The organism is Syntrophothermus lipocalidus DSM 12680 (genome assembly GCF_000092405.1).
Lineage (GTDB): Bacteria > Bacillota > Syntrophomonadia > Syntrophomonadales > Syntrophothermaceae > Syntrophothermus > Syntrophothermus lipocalidus.
The window spans coordinates 1,083,187-1,098,596 of record NC_014220.1 but is presented as its reverse complement, the minus strand read 5'-3'; the positions used below and the strand labels follow the sequence as shown (position 1 = coordinate 1,098,596).

General features: G+C 50.8%; 15 protein-coding genes. All 15 read right to left on the bottom strand.

The features are described from left to right. Window positions 1-25: 25 nt before the first annotated feature. Complete coding sequence (locus SLIP_RS05260) at window positions 26-268, bottom strand: hypothetical protein (RefSeq protein WP_041432762.1); 243 nt, start codon at window positions 266-268, stop codon at window positions 26-28. Continuing rightward, window positions 268-1,497: a Ger(x)C family spore germination protein gene (locus SLIP_RS05255; RefSeq protein WP_013175245.1), complete on the bottom strand. Its 1,230-nt coding sequence runs from the start codon at window positions 1,495-1,497 to the stop codon at window positions 268-270. Before SLIP_RS05255 ends, SLIP_RS05260 begins: the two co-directional genes overlap by 1 nt. Next, the gene (locus SLIP_RS05250; protein ID WP_013175244.1) at window positions 1,494-2,594 is read right to left on the bottom strand and encodes a GerAB/ArcD/ProY family transporter; all 1,101 of its coding nucleotides are present in this window, start codon (window positions 2,592-2,594) and stop codon (window positions 1,494-1,496) included. Before SLIP_RS05250 ends, SLIP_RS05255 begins: the two co-directional genes overlap by 4 nt. 369 nt (window positions 2,595-2,963) lie before the next feature. Continuing rightward, the gene (locus tag SLIP_RS05245; protein ID WP_169303748.1) at window positions 2,964-4,496 is read right to left on the bottom strand and encodes a spore germination protein; all 1,533 of its coding nucleotides are present in this window, start codon (window positions 4,494-4,496) and stop codon (window positions 2,964-2,966) included. A 240-nt stretch (window positions 4,497-4,736) separates the two neighbouring features. After that, window positions 4,737-5,186: an MgtC/SapB family protein gene (locus tag SLIP_RS05240; RefSeq protein ID WP_013175242.1), complete on the bottom strand. Its 450-nt coding sequence runs from the start codon at window positions 5,184-5,186 to the stop codon at window positions 4,737-4,739. Between the two features lie 2 nt (window positions 5,187-5,188). Continuing rightward, on the bottom strand, window positions 5,189-5,632 hold the full coding sequence (locus tag SLIP_RS05235; protein ID WP_013175241.1) for an acyl-CoA thioesterase: 444 nt from the start codon (window positions 5,630-5,632) through the stop codon (window positions 5,189-5,191). Between the two features lie 241 nt (window positions 5,633-5,873). Further along, window positions 5,874-7,325, bottom strand: coding sequence for an IMP dehydrogenase (guaB, locus tag SLIP_RS05230; RefSeq protein WP_013175240.1), 1,452 nt, complete (start codon window positions 7,323-7,325; stop codon window positions 5,874-5,876). Between the two features lie 85 nt (window positions 7,326-7,410). After that, window positions 7,411-7,653, bottom strand: a complete 243-nt coding sequence (locus SLIP_RS05225) for a hypothetical protein (RefSeq protein WP_013175239.1) — start codon at window positions 7,651-7,653, stop codon at window positions 7,411-7,413. Window positions 7,654-7,849: 196 nt separating this feature from the next. After that, window positions 7,850-8,725: a C40 family peptidase gene (locus tag SLIP_RS12000; protein ID WP_013175238.1), complete on the bottom strand. Its 876-nt coding sequence runs from the start codon at window positions 8,723-8,725 to the stop codon at window positions 7,850-7,852. 210 nt (window positions 8,726-8,935) lie between these two features. After that, window positions 8,936-10,414, bottom strand: coding sequence for a methyl-accepting chemotaxis protein (locus tag SLIP_RS13000; protein WP_013175237.1), 1,479 nt, complete (start codon window positions 10,412-10,414; stop codon window positions 8,936-8,938). 54 nt (window positions 10,415-10,468) lie between these two features. Beyond that, window positions 10,469-11,428 (bottom strand): PHP domain-containing protein, encoded by a 960-nt coding sequence (locus SLIP_RS05210; protein WP_013175236.1) that lies wholly within the window; start codon window positions 11,426-11,428, stop codon window positions 10,469-10,471. Beyond that, the gene (locus SLIP_RS05205; RefSeq protein ID WP_013175235.1) at window positions 11,429-12,358 is read right to left on the bottom strand and encodes a dipeptidase; all 930 of its coding nucleotides are present in this window, start codon (window positions 12,356-12,358) and stop codon (window positions 11,429-11,431) included. A gap of 90 nt (window positions 12,359-12,448) precedes the next feature. Beyond that, a complete protein-coding gene (locus SLIP_RS05200; protein ID WP_013175234.1) occupies window positions 12,449-12,709 on the bottom strand; it encodes a stage V sporulation protein S in 261 nt (86 codons plus the stop codon). Window positions 12,710-12,834: 125 nt separating this feature from the next. After that, window positions 12,835-13,620, bottom strand: coding sequence for a TIGR00282 family metallophosphoesterase (locus SLIP_RS05195; protein ID WP_041433437.1), 786 nt, complete (start codon window positions 13,618-13,620; stop codon window positions 12,835-12,837). Between the two features lie 165 nt (window positions 13,621-13,785). Continuing rightward, window positions 13,786-15,324: a ribonuclease Y gene (rny, locus tag SLIP_RS05190; RefSeq protein ID WP_041433436.1), complete on the bottom strand. Its 1,539-nt coding sequence runs from the start codon at window positions 15,322-15,324 to the stop codon at window positions 13,786-13,788. Between the last annotated feature and the right edge of the window lie 86 nt (window positions 15,325-15,410).

Below are 15,410 nucleotides of genomic sequence, written 5' to 3'. Positions count from 1 at the left end.
GGCCTCGAGCCTCTTTGTTCTTTCTCTAAATCCGCAGCAATAGACTCTTGACTGCGGCAAAGTATGGCCGGAAAACCAGGTCGATGACCTTTGTTACCCGGAAGGGACTCACATAGACTATGTCCATTACGATTATGCCCAACCCCGCAATTATGAGAAGAGTGTACACCGTCATCTCTTTCCACAGCTTGTTTTTATACAAGTGCCCAAAACTTCCTTCGATCAAAGCCAAAACTAACACGGCCAGAACCGCCAAAACAACCTTCATCAACGTTCCCCCTTACGGGCGCCCGGAGCTTCTATAGACAGCCCGCGCTGCCGTAGCGTGGTCTTGGTTTCAACTTCTACCCTGATCCCCGGAAACATCTCCCCCCAGGAAGCGGCAAGTTTTCTCCACTGGTCCGGGTCTTGCCTTCTTAATTCTTCCCCGAATCCAAAGACATCTGCTTTCCAAACCCGGGCCCGATGCAGGGCTGACATGATTTCCTGCTTTATGCAGCTGTTGGCGCAAACCTCTAATTCTTGAAGATCCGAAGGCATCATAGCTTCCTCTCGGCTTCCAAAGTTTTCTGCTAAATTGCAGAGAGTCCTGATCTTCACGAAAAACACCGGCGAACCTGCTGAATCTCTGTCAACCACAATCCGGCTCTCGCTTTTCACAACTGTCAACACAACAGCCTGCTTACCTGTCCCTCCTGAACAAGGAACGGTTATTTCCCTTTCCTTTACTTTGCCCAATACCCACATCAAGCCTGCAGTTTCTTTTTCATTGAAAAATCCCAGTAACCGCCCTTGTTTATTATCAAAGACCGCCAGGCCCGATACTTCTATGGCTTTGGGAGTCTTGCCCGGGACCTTTAGGTCCTCGGAGCTCACGCTGGTTTGAGGCATAACCAACACTGCCGGCGCCACAGGACAAGTGGAGCCGGTGCTTAGCCAGTACACAAAATCGTTCAGGGTTACAGGCAGGATTGCTTCATGCCCTCCTTCTAAGTCGAAAATGTTGCTTATGGCAATGCCGGTAGCCCTGAAAGTCGGCATTTCAACCTCCATCACTTGTTTAGCCGAGCCTCTGGCAATTGCCAGGTACATGTTGCGCCGGGTTGACCTGTCTCTTAGAGGCCGGTCCAAGAAACGGGCAATACCGCTCTTAGCCGCATCTTCTCCGATGACATAGACCCGGGCCTGCCCGTAAAACAGTTTTTTCGGTATTTTGTTCAACATGGCAACTGATGCATCGCGAACCGATTGACCTTTTCCCGTTATTGTCCAAAAGGCTTTGGCCGCAGATCCCCCACCTCCACCTCCCTGTCCGGGAAGCAGAGCCACAGGGTTGGCTATCTGTAAAGTGAGCATGACCTCCTCTTGACCTTTTTCTCTAACCACGTCCGCTGCCACCGCGACTACCAAAGCTAATTCATTGATCTCCCTTCGGTCCCAGCAACCACCGGTTAACAGCAAGCACACTGCCAGGACGACAGATACGTGTCTTCTCATGTTGCCCTCCGTTTAGACCGCAAACGCAAACAGGCTACCACATACAAAAAGAGAGGAATCACCAACTCGAAAGACAGCAGTGCATAGGCTGCCCAGACATTGGTCAAAAAATCGGTAAACTCGGCCACGCTTTGTAGCTCGTTGTCCGCCAGGGCCACAAACAAAACGGCAGCCGGAAACAGCAGGAACTGGTATTGCTTGCATCCCACCAGCTGCGATGTGCCCAAAACGAAACAGTACATGAAAATACATAACTTGACGAAGTTCCCTAAAATCCAGGTAAACACGATCAGTACCTCCACCCGATCCAAGACTTTGCCCAAGTTGATCATTCTGGCTAGCGAGAAAACCGGGAGCTCCAACTGTCCGGTTTGGACCCCGCCGAAAGTAGCTACTGCTGCAACTTCTATAGCCGCTAAGATAAGCCCCACCAGGACAACAACCAGCACCAGGTTACGGGTAGAACGCTGTAAGCCGCTCAAGGCCGGCAAAAACATAGATGCCATAAAGACTTCTCCTCGCCAGGAAGCAGAAACGAAAGACGATGCAAGCAAAGCCCCTATAGGGTGATCAGCTATGGGCAGCAGGCGCCTAAAATCCATACTGGGGACAGGAAGTACGATAACGGCAATAATGGCAAGGAGGATTATCGGCAAGAGCACCTCGTTTACCCGAGTCCAGACCTCTAATCCGCTACGTACGGCGTAAAAGACCAAAGCGATTCCCGTCACTGTAAACACAGCAGTCGGGGTCTCGGGCATAACCGCTATGTTCAAAAGCATTCCCAGTTCCCGCAAAACAAAAGCCCCAATCAGCAAAAACCAAACCGCGTATAGAGCGCCCAAGAGCTTTCCCATCGGTTTCCCTATGATCAACGGAATATACTCGAGCAGGGTTAATCCGGGGAAAAGGCGGCCCAGAGCCATGATGACCAGCACGTTGATAATGCCCCAAACGGTTGCGATTGCAGCCGTGAGCCAGGCATCCTGCTCCACGGACCGGGCTGCGATTTGCGGCACGAAGTATATGACCGTTGCCAGCAAAGCAGTCGTCATCAGCCAAGCCAGCTGCCGTTCAGAAATCCTGCCGGTCTCCATCACTTACCTCCCGTCGGTCTTGAAGAGTAGCCACAGATGGCCACAGATTTATAGCGATAAACACAGATATTCCTTTTAACTCAAGAATATCTCCGGTCACTACTTTGAACAGATTTTTCGTTCTCTAATGGTGACTCCTAGCGGTGTCGCCATTAGACAATGAAAACTTCGGTTTATCCAACGGTGACCGCAAAAATCTTCAACCAAGGAAAATCTGTGTTCATCTGCCCGGCACTCAGCTCTGGCTGAAGTTGTAACATGGCAGCACGTCCCGAAAACGCTACACGTTAACCAAAGACTTGAGCTGAGTGCCGGGTCTGTGTGTATCTGTGGCTACCCCTCGTGGCGGACACGAGATTTATGTCAACACTATGGAGAAGTCCTGGGGTTAGGTTTAGGCGCCTGAGGAGGCGGGGTTTGGGACCTAGTGAGATCTTCCCCTGCGATTAGTTCAGGACGGGCCTTAATGTCCCACCAGGGAGCGCGGTAGACAGCGTCTTTCATTTCCCGCAACCTTAGGGGAGCCCAGGGTGCCATGTAAGGTACCCCAAATGACCTCAGCCCGACCATGTGGATAAAGAACGCCAGAAAGCACAAAGCAATGCCGTACAGTCCCAGTACCGCTCCCGCCAACAGCACGACCAACCGGACCAACCTGATCCCGGATGCCAGTTCATAGCCTGAACCCAATGCGAAGTTACATATGGCAGCCCCGGCTATGACTATGACCAGGGCCTGCGAAACCAAACCGGCCTGCACTGCGGCCTGTCCCAGTATTAAAGCCCCTACTATGTTCACCGCTGCGCCCACTACCCGGGGTAGGCGCACACCTGCTTCCCATAAAAGTTCGAAGGTAACGAGCATAACCAGAGCTTCTACGAAAGCGGGAAAAGGCACCAGTTCCCGGGCCCCTGCTATCGAAAAAACCAGAGGTATAGGTATCATTTCCTGGTGGAAGGTTGTAATAGCCACATAGAAGCCGGGGAGAGAGCTGGCTACCAACAGAGCTAGGTAACGCAGCATGCGAATGAGCCAAGTGGCCACAGGATTCATGTAGTAGTCTTCCGCAGTCTGCAGGAATTCTTGAAACAAAGTAGGTGCAGTCAGGACTTGAGGGCTGCCGTCGACGATGATGGCAAACCTGCCTTCCAGTAAGTCGGCTGCTACTTTGTCAGGGCGCTCGCTGGTCTTTATTAAAGGGAACAAGGTGTAGGGGCGGTCCTGGATTATTTCCTTCAAGACCGAGCTATCGAGTATCCCGTCGATATCCACCCTCTTGATTCTCTCCCGTACCTCGTCTATGACCGATGGCCTGGCCAGGTCCTCCACGTACATGAGGGTTACTAGGGTGTTAGATCTCCGGCCTAGAATGAAGTTTTCCGACTTGAGCCGCACATCTCCCAGCCGGGATCTGATCAAGGCCGTGTTGATCCTTAACGGTTCAAGAAAACTGTCCCGCGGTCCGGCGACCACCGACTCCAAAACCGGCTCCGTCATGCCTCGCAAAGGAGGCAACTCGGCATCCAGCATGAGTCCCACCGGGCATCCATCAATCAACATCACCATTTTGCCCATCAGAACCCATCTCTTGAGTTCTACCATATCGATTACCCGGGAAGTTGAATAAAAGGGGAGACAATGCTGGTTGAGCCAGTCTACTAGCTCCCGGGGCGCAACTTTACGTACTTCATCCCGCGGCACGTCCAGCATTAGGGAGCGAAAAATATCGTGACTGACACGATTATTTATCAGTCCGTCCACCCAAACTGCCAGGCAGCCTATGCCCGCTACGTAAAACTGGCGGAAAACTATATCCGTTGTATTGGCAAACTCGTGCCGCAGGCGCTCCTCGTTCTCTTTTAAGCTTGAGCTGATCTCTTCAAAGTCGTGCGGGAGCGGCACCTGTTTCGGACCACTGGATGTCCTGTTTTCCAATGCCTTGCGCCGGAAGAAGATGGTCCTTTCCCCCTTTGCTGCTGTTGGTACCACGTTTTCGAAGGTATTTTGCCCGTATCAGGGTCACTGCTTTCCTGGCATTTTCTGGCGAAGATTTGTTTTAGACGCTGATTAACGCAGACTCGCGGTAATTTTGAAGAGGCAAAAAGAAGGAAAGTTCAAGAGTGAACGAGCCGAGGTAGGAAATCAACGGCTAGAATTATCTCTGTAATGAACATAATAGTCTGAACCGAATACCACGGCGATGACCATGATCAAAACCGCACCTGAAAGCAATAGACGCCCCATACCTATTAACATACCTAGGATTGCGCTGACCCACACCGCAGCTGCTGTCCACAGCCGTTTCATTTCTCGGCTGTCAGTAATCCAGATCAAACCCGTACCCATAAACCCCAAGGCCGATACCACTTGAGCCGCTATACGGCCTGGATCTGCAAACCAGGGGTTTCCTAATCCTTTGAAAAATTCCGCCGAAACGATAGTCACCAGGGCAGCGCCGATAGTAATCAGTATCATGGTACGGGGCCCAGTGCTTTTGGTTCGCGACTTGGTCATAGCCCCCATGCCCGTACCGATTACTACACACATCAGCATCTGGAGGAAAAAGAGCCCAAAAATCTCCATAATATCCATCCTTACTGGCCCCCGGTACTGGTAAAATAGGGACGGCTCCGTTTAGTTAGCAATCCCCACATCTCAGGTCGGAAACGGTTGAGACGAATAGGTCTGCCCGTCGCGCCATCTACAAAAGCATGCAAGGTTTCACCGGATGCAATCGAGTATCCGTGTTCGGCTTCAACTATCTCATAGGCAAACCTTATCTTTACGGGACTCATCTCCGTAATCACAGTTCTTACCACCAAGGTATCCTCAAACCGAGCAGGGTGGCGATAATGACAGCGGGTTTCCAATAAAGGGCACGAGACACCCTCAGACTCCATCCGGCTATACGGAAGGCCTATGTCTCTCAATAAGGAGGTTCGGGCTACTTCGAACCAGATTATGTGATTTGAATGGTGGGCGATGCCGAACTTATCGGTCTCAACGTACCTAACGGTCAGAACAGTTTCGTGATACATTCTACACTTCCCCTGCCCCGGAAACTAGCCACAGATGCACACAGATGGTTACAGATTAACACAGATTCTTTAATCGAAGATTTTCTAAGTTACCGTTAGAGAACTCGAGGTTTTCACCCTCTACTGCTGACGCCACCAGGTGTCGTGAGGGTCGTCTGCCCCGACACCGATCCAGAAAGGAGCCCAATTTACTACGATAGACACGTATTAACAGACCTTGATGTTGCCGCCAACCGCAGAACTACACTTTATAATTCGGGGCCTCTTGCGTGATTATGACATCATGGGGATGGCTTTCCACCAACCCGGCATTGGTAATACGGATGAAACGCGCCTTCGTTTTGAGTTCTTCGATATTCCTAACCCCGCAGTAGCCCATGCCTGCCTTCAATCCACCTACCAGCTGGAATATAGTTTCCGAAACCGGTCCCTTGTAGGGTACCCGTCCCTCAATTCCCTCGGGTACGAGCTTGGGTTCGTTTTCCTGGAAGTAGCGGTCGCTACTCCCTTGAACCATGGCCCCTAAGGATCCCATACCCCGGTATACCTTGTAGCTTCTCCCTTGCAGGATTATAACTTCACCGGGGCTTTCCTCAGTGCCTGCCAAAAGGTTGCCCAGCATCACTACATCTGCACCGGCAGCTAATGCCTTGGTAATATCCCCCGAATACTTGATGCCACCATCGGCTACAATGGGTATGTCGTAGCGCCGTGCCACCTGAGAACAATCGTATACAGCCGTAATCTGCGGCACACCGATACCGGCTACGATTCTGGTGGTGCAGATTGATCCCGGCCCTATCCCGACCTTAACCGCATCAGCACCGGCCTTAATCAGGTCCTCGGTTCCCTCGGCTGTGGCTACATTACCGGCCATGACCTGAAGTTCAGGCCAATCTCGCTTGATGGCCTTTACCGTCTCGATGACCCCACGAGAGTGACCATGGGCGGTATCCACCACTATCAGGTCCACACCGGCTTTGTACAAGGCCTCAACCCTTTCCATGGTATCGGCGCTCACTCCCACCGCTGCCCCGGCTAAGAGCCTTCCTCGCGCATCCTTAGCAGAATTCGGGTACTTGCGGGCTTTCTCGATGTCTTTGATCGTGATCAATCCCTTGAGATTGAAGTCTTCGTCGACCAATGGGAGTTTTTCCACCTTATGCCTTCGCAGTATCTCGCGGGCTTCGTGCAGGGTCGTGCCGACCGGAGCGGTAATCAGGTTTTCTTTGGTCATCACCTCACCTATCTCCTGGTCCCAGTCATCTTCGAACCTTATGTCCCGGTTCGTGATTATCCCGATCAGGTGCGTCCCTTCGGTTATCGGCACCCCGGAAATATGGTACTCTTCCATGATGCGGATGGCATCCCGGACCTTATCCCGGGGGCTTAAGGAGAAAGGGTCGCTTATGACGCCGTGTTCAGATCTCTTGACGCGGTCCACCGCTTTGGCCTGTGCTTCGATCGACATGTTCTTATGAATAACACCTATGCCGCCCTCGCGCGCAACAGCGATTGCCATTCTGGCATCGGTAACTGTGTCCATGCCCGCACTCATGATGGGAATATTCAGTTTGAGGACTCGGGTCAGGCGCGTAGAAACATCTACGTCTCTCGGCAAAACCTCGGAAGGCCCCGGCACCAGGAGAACGTCGTCGAAAGTGAGTCCTTCTTTCACAAACCTATCCATCATATCAGCCCTTCCTTCCTGAAGTTTGTGTTATATTATAACACAGTTGTCAACCAGTATCGCATCGACCAAAAAAATGGGCAGCAATTTAGTCGCCGCCCATTATCGAACCTATACCATATCTTAAGAAGTGATCCTTAAGCCTTTCGGCCGTTTCCGGGTTGATACCAAAACGAACTGCTATTTCTTGGCTTGAACAGTCGTTTCGGAAACAATTTACCAAAGCGTCATGGTCGATGCCGAGTTCCTCGGTCATCTCTTTCAAGGAAGGGCGCATGCTCCAGGGAGGATACCGGCCCTTACCTTTGAACATACTCTCACTGTAGTCCATCGGCCTCCCTCCTTTCGAGCCTAGTTTTCCCTTTCGAGTACAACTAATATCAATTGCCTGAACCGCTAAACGCTCCTTGATAACCAAAAGAAAGAGCCACTCCTAGACGGACGTGGCTCCGATCCATCGCTGACATACCTTTACTGTTACCGTTTGTAACATCAGCGCTTTGGTAAAACTACCCGGGCACCGGGATTCAAGGTAACACCCTCCTGGCTCCCACATAGTCAGAAGCGTAGGTGTCATCGCTGAGGCTGGTAATAGTTATGCCCTTGTTGGTACTGGCATGAACGAACTTGCCGTCCCCTATATAAATCCCCACGTGATTGATGCGGCTAGATCCCCCGGTCGTAAAGAACAACAGGTCTGCAGGAGCAAGCTCGGCCCTGTCTACCGCAACTCCGAGGTTAGCCTGGGCTATTGAACTGTGAGGCAAGCTTACGCCGTTTTGTCCGAAGACATACATTACGAACCCCGAGCAATCAAAGCCAGCCGCCGTAGTTCCTCCATAACGGTAAGGTGTTCCCAGGTACTGCATAGCCGTATTTACGATATTACGGGCTAAAGCCACCCCCGCTTCAGACCCCCGGGCCGGAGGCTGTTGTACTGCGGTTTTGGCAACAACGGGTGAAGTAGTAGCGGCCACATTAGCGGTAACCACCAGCTTATCTCCCGGTTTCAACTTGTCCGACTGTAACCCGTTCAGTCTCATCAGTTCCTGAACCGTCGTCCCGCAACGGCGGGCGATGGACCAGAGCGAGTCTCCTTTCTGCACCACATATTCCTTAGTAGAGATACTCCTATTGCTTCCTCGACTAACCGGATTGCGTGTGCTTGCACTGGAAATTTCACTCGTTGCTGACGGTAATCGTAGCTTGTCCCCGATTTGTAACCGTTCTGACTTCAGATTGTTCAAAGCAATCAGTTTATCAACCGAAGTCCCATACTTCTTGGCTATTCCCCACAGGGAATCTCCCGATTTAACCACGTAATACTGGCTAGCAAGAACCACCGGTCCCCACGTAAGAGTCAGACAAAAAGCAATAATCATCCCCAAAAACCACTTCTTCATTACTTACAAAATCCTTTCTTCCAATTTTGATTGCTACCTGTAAATTCTACGTCTTTTTCGTATATCCTCCTCTGGCTCCGGCCCCGTGGCGAAAATGCGACATAAGTCCTGCTATTTCTCATATTTAGACCGGTGCTTTACCCCTCAAATCAAAAGGAGCCTCGTCTGAGGCTCCTTTTTGATCTTTATGCACCCAACCATTCCACCGCTTTACAAAGACTTAGCCATCTCAGTCAGTTTCTCCGCCATACTCGCCATTTCCATGACCGAAGCCGTGACCTCCTCGGTAGCTGCCGCTTGTTCCTGGCTCTGTCTGACGCTGTTTACCGAGGCTTCTCCGGCTTTTGCTACCTTGTCCTCGATTTCCCGGGTCAACTTCCGGATCTGTTCCGCCGTCTCTTTCGACTGGTCGGACAGCTTTCGTATCTCTTCTGCCACTACCCCGAAGCCGCGCCCGTGCTCTCCGGCCCGGGCTGCCTCTATGGCAGCGTTCAATCCCAACATCTTGGTCTGGTCGGCTACGCTACGGATAAAGTTCAATATCTCGTTGATCTGTCCTGAAATGCCCTGCACATCTTTTATCGTCTCCGCCAGATTGCTTTCGTTGACGTTTATCTCACTGGCCGATGCCGCTATTTCTTCCATCACGCTGGCGATTTCTTGAACATTGGTCTTCAGATTAGCCGCCATTTCCCTGAGGTTATGGGCCAGCATCCGGGGCGTGGCTATGCCGAAGGTCCCAATCAATTCGTCGGTTTCTTCATCGAACAAAGGAATACCTATTATCCTGAAGTTGCCATAACGTTTGGTTGCGATTTCGTCCACTACCGTGGATCTCGCCTTTATTACCTTCCATCCGGCATCTCCTTCTCTGATAGGAGTCCCGACGGTCATCTCTTTGATGCTGAACCTGTCGCTTGCCATGCTGTGAGTGATCTTTTCCAGGTCAGTCATCATTACCTGAGCACCTTCGACGTTGGATTGGATAACGATGGGCGCGAAAATATCGAAAGCTTTGGCTACGGGGTGTACCTTAGGTATCATAACCCCGTATGTACCCACTACCCGGTCTGACCCGTCATCGGCAAACAGCGGGTTGACCCATATCTTCAAGGCTATCCCATACACCTTGGGGTCTACGACCCCTTTCGCCTGCCTACCGGTGCTTATACACTGTTGAACGTACCCTCCCTGCAAAAGCCTCTCGCCAACCTTGACCCCTGGGATATCCAGGTCCTTAGCCATGACGAAGTCATAACGCTCCAAATCCGTAGTAAAATAAACGACGCCGCCTTCGTAAGTCTGGGTTAAGAATGGAGCTGAAGTTTTGAAAGCTTCCTTCTTACTGTTGGCCCTTCTGACTATTTCCTCATGCGCTTCGGTCAAGGTCATCAAAAGATTGGCGATATTGGAATCGATTACTGCACAGGCGTCGCTCTTTTTCTCGTATATCATTTGCCGCACTTTATCGCTACCAGTTGCTTCGATCACAACATCAAGCCCGGGTTGTTTCAAAAGCGCTTCCATATCGGTGTAAACTGGAACTCGTTGCTCCCGGGCCAGTTGCAGAGCTGGAGCATTAGGATTAACGTCACACACCCCGACCACCTTGAATGCCTCAATACCGAAAAACGCCCTAAGAATCGAGGTACCGCCTTTGCCTCCTCCGACTATGCCCACACCCGTCATTTAAACCTCTCCTCCCCCGTAAAGACTGCCTCACCACTTGGCCTACTGCCCGCCTTATTCTAAACTTCGCGTGTTAAATTGGTCTATTCGCTGTTTTTGGTAAGACTCCTTCTTGTCATCAACCTCGATTTCCATATTTTCGTTCGTTTTCGATTTCAGGGCCTTTTCTTTAATACTTTTCGCTGCTGAGCGGGATACGCCACAGCAACCTAGTTTCCCCCGGTACTCCTCCGGCGTTCCATGATAGTCAGATCCGCCCGTTATCAACAAACCTCCTTTTCGGGCCATTTCCAAGTACCGCTCGATGTCCTTCTCGCTGTGTTCCGGGTAATATACCTCGATGCCCTCCATGCCCAAAGTCAGCAACCGTTCAACCAAGTCGTCATTCTGGATGAGACCGGGATGAGCCAGAACCGGTACCCCTCCTGCTCCCTTAATAAGCTGAACTGCCTCCTCAGGTAAGAACTTGTAACGGGGTACGTAGGCTGGCTTTCCCTGCCCGATGAGTTTTTCAAAAGCTTCCCTGATTGAAAACACGTATCCTTTTTCCATCAAGGCTTGGGCAATATGAGGCCTTCCAATGAGTCCCCCTTGGGCTAATTCTGATACCCTTTCCACCGAAATCTTGTAGCCCATCGCATTCAGCTTCGCTACCATCTTCAGGTTCCGTTGGAAGCGGGCTTGTCTTATCTCTTCCAGGCGGTTCAAAAGCGGCTCATAACGGGGATCAATGAAGTAACCCAAAACGTGCACCTCATGCGGTCCCACGTCGGTATTCATCTCGATGCCAGGTATGAACCAGAAGGAGGAATGTCGCGCCCGGGCATATGCCCACGCCGCTTCCACGCCTGCCACTGTATCGTGGTCGGTTAAGGCCATGCCTTCTAAACCGGCGGCAACAGCTTCTTCTACCAGTTCCGGCGGTGTCAATAACCCGTCTGAGGCGGTACTGTGTACGTGCAGGTCCAACACTATCTTCTGTTCCCCTTCAACCAAAGACTCTATTCCTTGCAATCAGAGCAACACCTGTTCTATGAAACCTAGAGCGTTACTTTGTAGTATTTTTTCAACTTCAGCCGCAGAAAATCCTCTTCCCTCTAAAGCGGCTTGGAGTTTGCCCCACTCTCCCACGTCTTTCAATACCGGTTCATCCACCCCATCGAAGTCAGAACCGAGGCCTACATGGTCTACCCCGATCAATTCACTGATGTAAACTATGTGGTCAACAAAGTCATTCAGGTCATGCCCGGTTCCCGCCGGTTTTATGAAATCAGGCACCAAAGTGCATCCTACTATTCCCCCGTGTTGAGCTAGGCTGATTAGCTGTTCGTCGGTGAGGTTACGGGGATGATCACACAGACGCCGCGCGTTGGCATGGCTGACTATAACCGGCCTCGATACCATTTCCAACACGTTGAAATAAGCCCGGGACGATATGTGGGCAAGATCTATTACGATTCCCAGCTCTTCGGCCAGCCGAACCACCTCTCTTCCCACTCTGCTCAGGCCCCCGCCACTGGCATCGTCCAGCACCCCATCAGCCAAAAGGTTACGGTGGTTCCAGGTCAAACCGATGCTCCTCAGGCCCAGACGGTAAAACACGCGTAACAAGCCCGGGTCCTGTCCCAGAGCTTCTCCACCTTCCAAATGGAGAATTATGCCGATATGCTGCCCGTCGCGATGAGCCATGAAATCGCCAAATGAACTGAGCAAGTATACTGAATCTGAATGAAGATTTAGTTCCACATAGAATTTGTCCATCTGGTTAAGCACTGCTCTAAGACTGCTGTCGGCCGTCCCCGGTGCAAAAAGAGAACAGAACTGGACTATTACCCCAGATTGCCGGGCTCTTTTGATATCAAACTGGCCTCGATTCGAATATAAACTCTCGTTGTTCTCCCATATCTTTGACAATACGTCGCAGTGACAATCAACGATTTCCAAAACCCATGCCTCCCTTAAAAAACAAAAAACCCGCTTATAATTGCGTTACAAGCAGGTTTTCAGGTCAAAATTGTCACGAAAGCAACCTTGTTACCGCGGCTCTACTATTAGCTTGATAGCCGTCCTCTCTTCCCCATCTATTATAATATCGGTAAATGCAGGTATGCAGATTAAATCCATTCCGCTCGGAGCTACAAACCCTCTGGCGATAGCTATTGCTTTGACCGCTTGATTGATAGCCCCGGCCCCAATAGCTTGGATCTCTGCTGCGCCCTTTTCCCTCAAAACCCCAGCCAACGCTCCTGCCACAGAATTTGGGCTTGATTTAGCTGAAACCTTTAATACCTCCATTTGAAAACCTCCTTCAGTCTAGGTTGGTTCGGTGCTAAAAGGTTGCTCTCCTTTAATTATATTCTAAGCCTTTTAACTAATTCCTCCTTTGCATTTAAAATCTTTTGGATAATATTACATGTAAATTATTCTTCAGAATAGTAACGTACCCGCTTAATAGTTTTGACTGTAAAATTTTCCGGGTCGAAGCGCAACAAAACCGCATCCAGTTGGGATCTGCCACGTGCTACCGTCAACCTTACAGGCCGTTGGGTGAGAAACTTGTGTAGAGCTTCCTCCTTGACCATTCCTAGTATAGAGTCCATAGGTCCTGTCATCCCTACGTCTGTGATGTAGGCAGTTCCTCCCGGCAGTATTCGTTCATCGGCAGTCTGAACATGGGTATGAGTACCTATCACCGCCGATACCTTCCCGTCTAAATACCATCCCATAGCCTGCTTCTCGGAGGTGGCTTCAGCATGGAAATCTACAATTATGACGTCCGAAGTACCTCTGACCTCGTCCAGTATCCGGTCCGCGGTCCGAAAAGGGCAGTCCAGGCTATTCATAAACACCCGCCCGGAAAGGTTTACCACTGTAACGCGTGTACAGTTTCCCGAAATATAAGTATGATAGCCTTGCCCCGGGCAATCTCCCGGATAGTTTCCCGGTCTCACGATCCGCGGCTCATTGTCGATAAAATCAAAAACCGCTTTGTTATCCCACACATGGTTGCCCATGGTTAAAACATCAATTCCGGCTCCGACAAGCTCATCTTTTATAGGGCCGGTTATCCCTTTACCTCCGGCAGCGTTCTCGGCATTAGCAATAACAAAGTCTACTTTATGCTCCCTGATTATAGAGGGTAACAGCACCTTAACCAGGTTCCGACCTGGCCTCCCTACGATATCCCCGATGAACAAGATGTTCATGTAACCCCTCCCCCAGGCCTCGGGCTCTTGATCCCGCTTCCCGGCGTTCAAATCCAATGGTACTGATTTCCAAAATATTATACCTAATTCCCGGCATAATATACATCTTATATGCAACACATACAAACACAAGGGCCTCTTGGTTGAGGCCCATATTCTCGCTATTTATTTGGCGTAATCCACCGCTCTGGTTTCCCGTATGACTACAACCTTTATCTGCCCAGGGTAATCGAGATCCTGCTCTACCTTCCTCGCTATTTCCCGAGAAAGGTTTATAGAAGCCAGGTCATCGATTTCCTCCGGCTTCACCATTATACGCACCTCACGACCCGCCTGGATGGCATAGGCTCTCTCGACCCCAGAAAAAGAATCTGCCAGCTTCTCTAACTTCTCCAGCCGCTTGATATAAGCCTCCAAGGTCTCGCGGCGTGCGCCTGGTCGTGAAGCCGATATGGCGTCTGCGGCCTGAACCAAAACCGCTTCGATGGTTTCAGGCTCGATGTCGCCGTGATGAGCTGCAATGGCATGAAGTACCTCTTTACTTTCTCGATACCTCTTGGCCAGTTCCACACCGATTTCGATATGAGAACCACTCACTTCGTGGTCGACCGCTTTGCCTATATCGTGGATCAGGCCTGCCCTCTTAGCCAAAACCGCGTCCACTTCCAACTCCGCTGCCATGACTCCAGCCAAATGCGCTACTTCAATCGAGTGTTTGAGTACGTTCTGACCGTAACTCGTCCTGTACTTAAGTCTGCCCAGCAGTCTAATTATCTCGGGGTGCAAACCGTGAACACCGACTTCAAATGCCGCTTGTTCTCCTACTTCTCGAATCTCCTGCTCGATCTCCTTAGTCGCCTTTTCTACCATCTCTTCGATTCGCGCGGGATGAATTCTGCCATCCGCGATAAGCTTTTCTAAAGCTACCCGCGCTATCTCCCTGCGAATCGGGTCAAAAGAAGACAGGATTACGGCCTCGGGGGTGTCATCTATTATCAGATCTACCCCGGTAAGGGTCTCGAAGGTACGGATATTGCGCCCTTCTCGTCCGATAATACGCCCCTTCATCTCGTCGTTGGGAAGCGCAACCACCGATACAGTTGTTTCAGCAGCTACGTCAGCCGCGCACTTCTGTATAGCAAGGGTTACAACATCCCGAGCTCTTTTCTCCGCTTCCTCTCGAGCCTCGGCTTCCACTTCCCTGATCAGGGCAGCAGTCTCCTGCCTTATCTGTTCCTCTACGTTGCGGAGTAAAAGCTCCTTAGCCTGCTCCGAGGATAACCCTGAAAGCCGTTCCAGCTCTTTCAGCTGCTGGCTCAAAATCACCTGCAAGTCTGCCTGGGTCTTTTCGATATCGATCTCCTTTTCGCGAAGCATCTGCTCCTTCTGCTCGATATTCTCCAATTTCTTGTCAAGTGTTTCTTCTTTCTGAATTATCCTCCGTTCTATTCGGTCGAGTTCACGCCTTCGCTCCCGGTTGTCCCTCTCTGCTTCCTGCCTTGCCCGGTGAATTTCGTCCTTTGCTTCTAACAATATTTCTTTCCGCTTCGCTTCAGCTTCCTTTATCGCTTCTTCCAGTATCCGCTTGGCTTCTTCTTCCGCAGCACCGAGCTTACTTTCAGCTACATTTCTTCTTAGAACGTATCCTGCTCCGATTCCAGCTATCAACGCTACTACCGCAATTATGATGGAAGTAAATTGAATCCCTGTCACCTCCTGTTCGGTTTAAACTAATTATTATGGTGTTTCCTAATGTGCACTGCCGGACAGAAGACATAAAGAAAACCGAG

Bases quoted from the DNA above. Each gene is read 5' to 3' on its own strand.
- SLIP_RS05225 (WP_013175239.1), bottom strand. From the start codon at position 7,653: ATGGACTACAGTGAGAGTATGTTCAAAGGTAAGGGCCGGTATCCTCCC.
- SLIP_RS13000 (WP_013175237.1), bottom strand. From the start codon at position 10,414: ATGACGGGTGTGGGCATAGTCGGAGGAGGCAAAGGCGGTACCTCGATT.
- SLIP_RS05200 (WP_013175234.1), bottom strand. From the start codon at position 12,709: ATGGAGGTATTAAAGGTTTCAGCTAAATCAAGCCCAAATTCTGTGGCA.
- SLIP_RS05235 (WP_013175241.1), bottom strand. From the start codon at position 5,632: ATGTATCACGAAACTGTTCTGACCGTTAGGTACGTTGAGACCGATAAG.
- guaB (WP_013175240.1), bottom strand. From the start codon at position 7,325: ATGATGGATAGGTTTGTGAAAGAAGGACTCACTTTCGACGACGTTCTC.
- SLIP_RS05195 (WP_041433437.1), bottom strand. From the start codon at position 13,620: ATGAACATCTTGTTCATCGGGGATATCGTAGGGAGGCCAGGTCGGAAC.
- SLIP_RS05260 (WP_041432762.1), bottom strand. From the start codon at position 268: ATGAAGGTTGTTTTGGCGGTTCTGGCCGTGTTAGTTTTGGCTTTGATC.
- SLIP_RS05240 (WP_013175242.1), bottom strand. From the start codon at position 5,186: ATGGATATTATGGAGATTTTTGGGCTCTTTTTCCTCCAGATGCTGATG.
- SLIP_RS05255 (WP_013175245.1), bottom strand. From the start codon at position 1,497: ATGAGAAGACACGTATCTGTCGTCCTGGCAGTGTGCTTGCTGTTAACC.
- SLIP_RS12000 (WP_013175238.1), bottom strand. From the start codon at position 8,725: ATGAAGAAGTGGTTTTTGGGGATGATTATTGCTTTTTGTCTGACTCTT.
- SLIP_RS05250 (WP_013175244.1), bottom strand. From the start codon at position 2,594: ATGGAGACCGGCAGGATTTCTGAACGGCAGCTGGCTTGGCTGATGACG.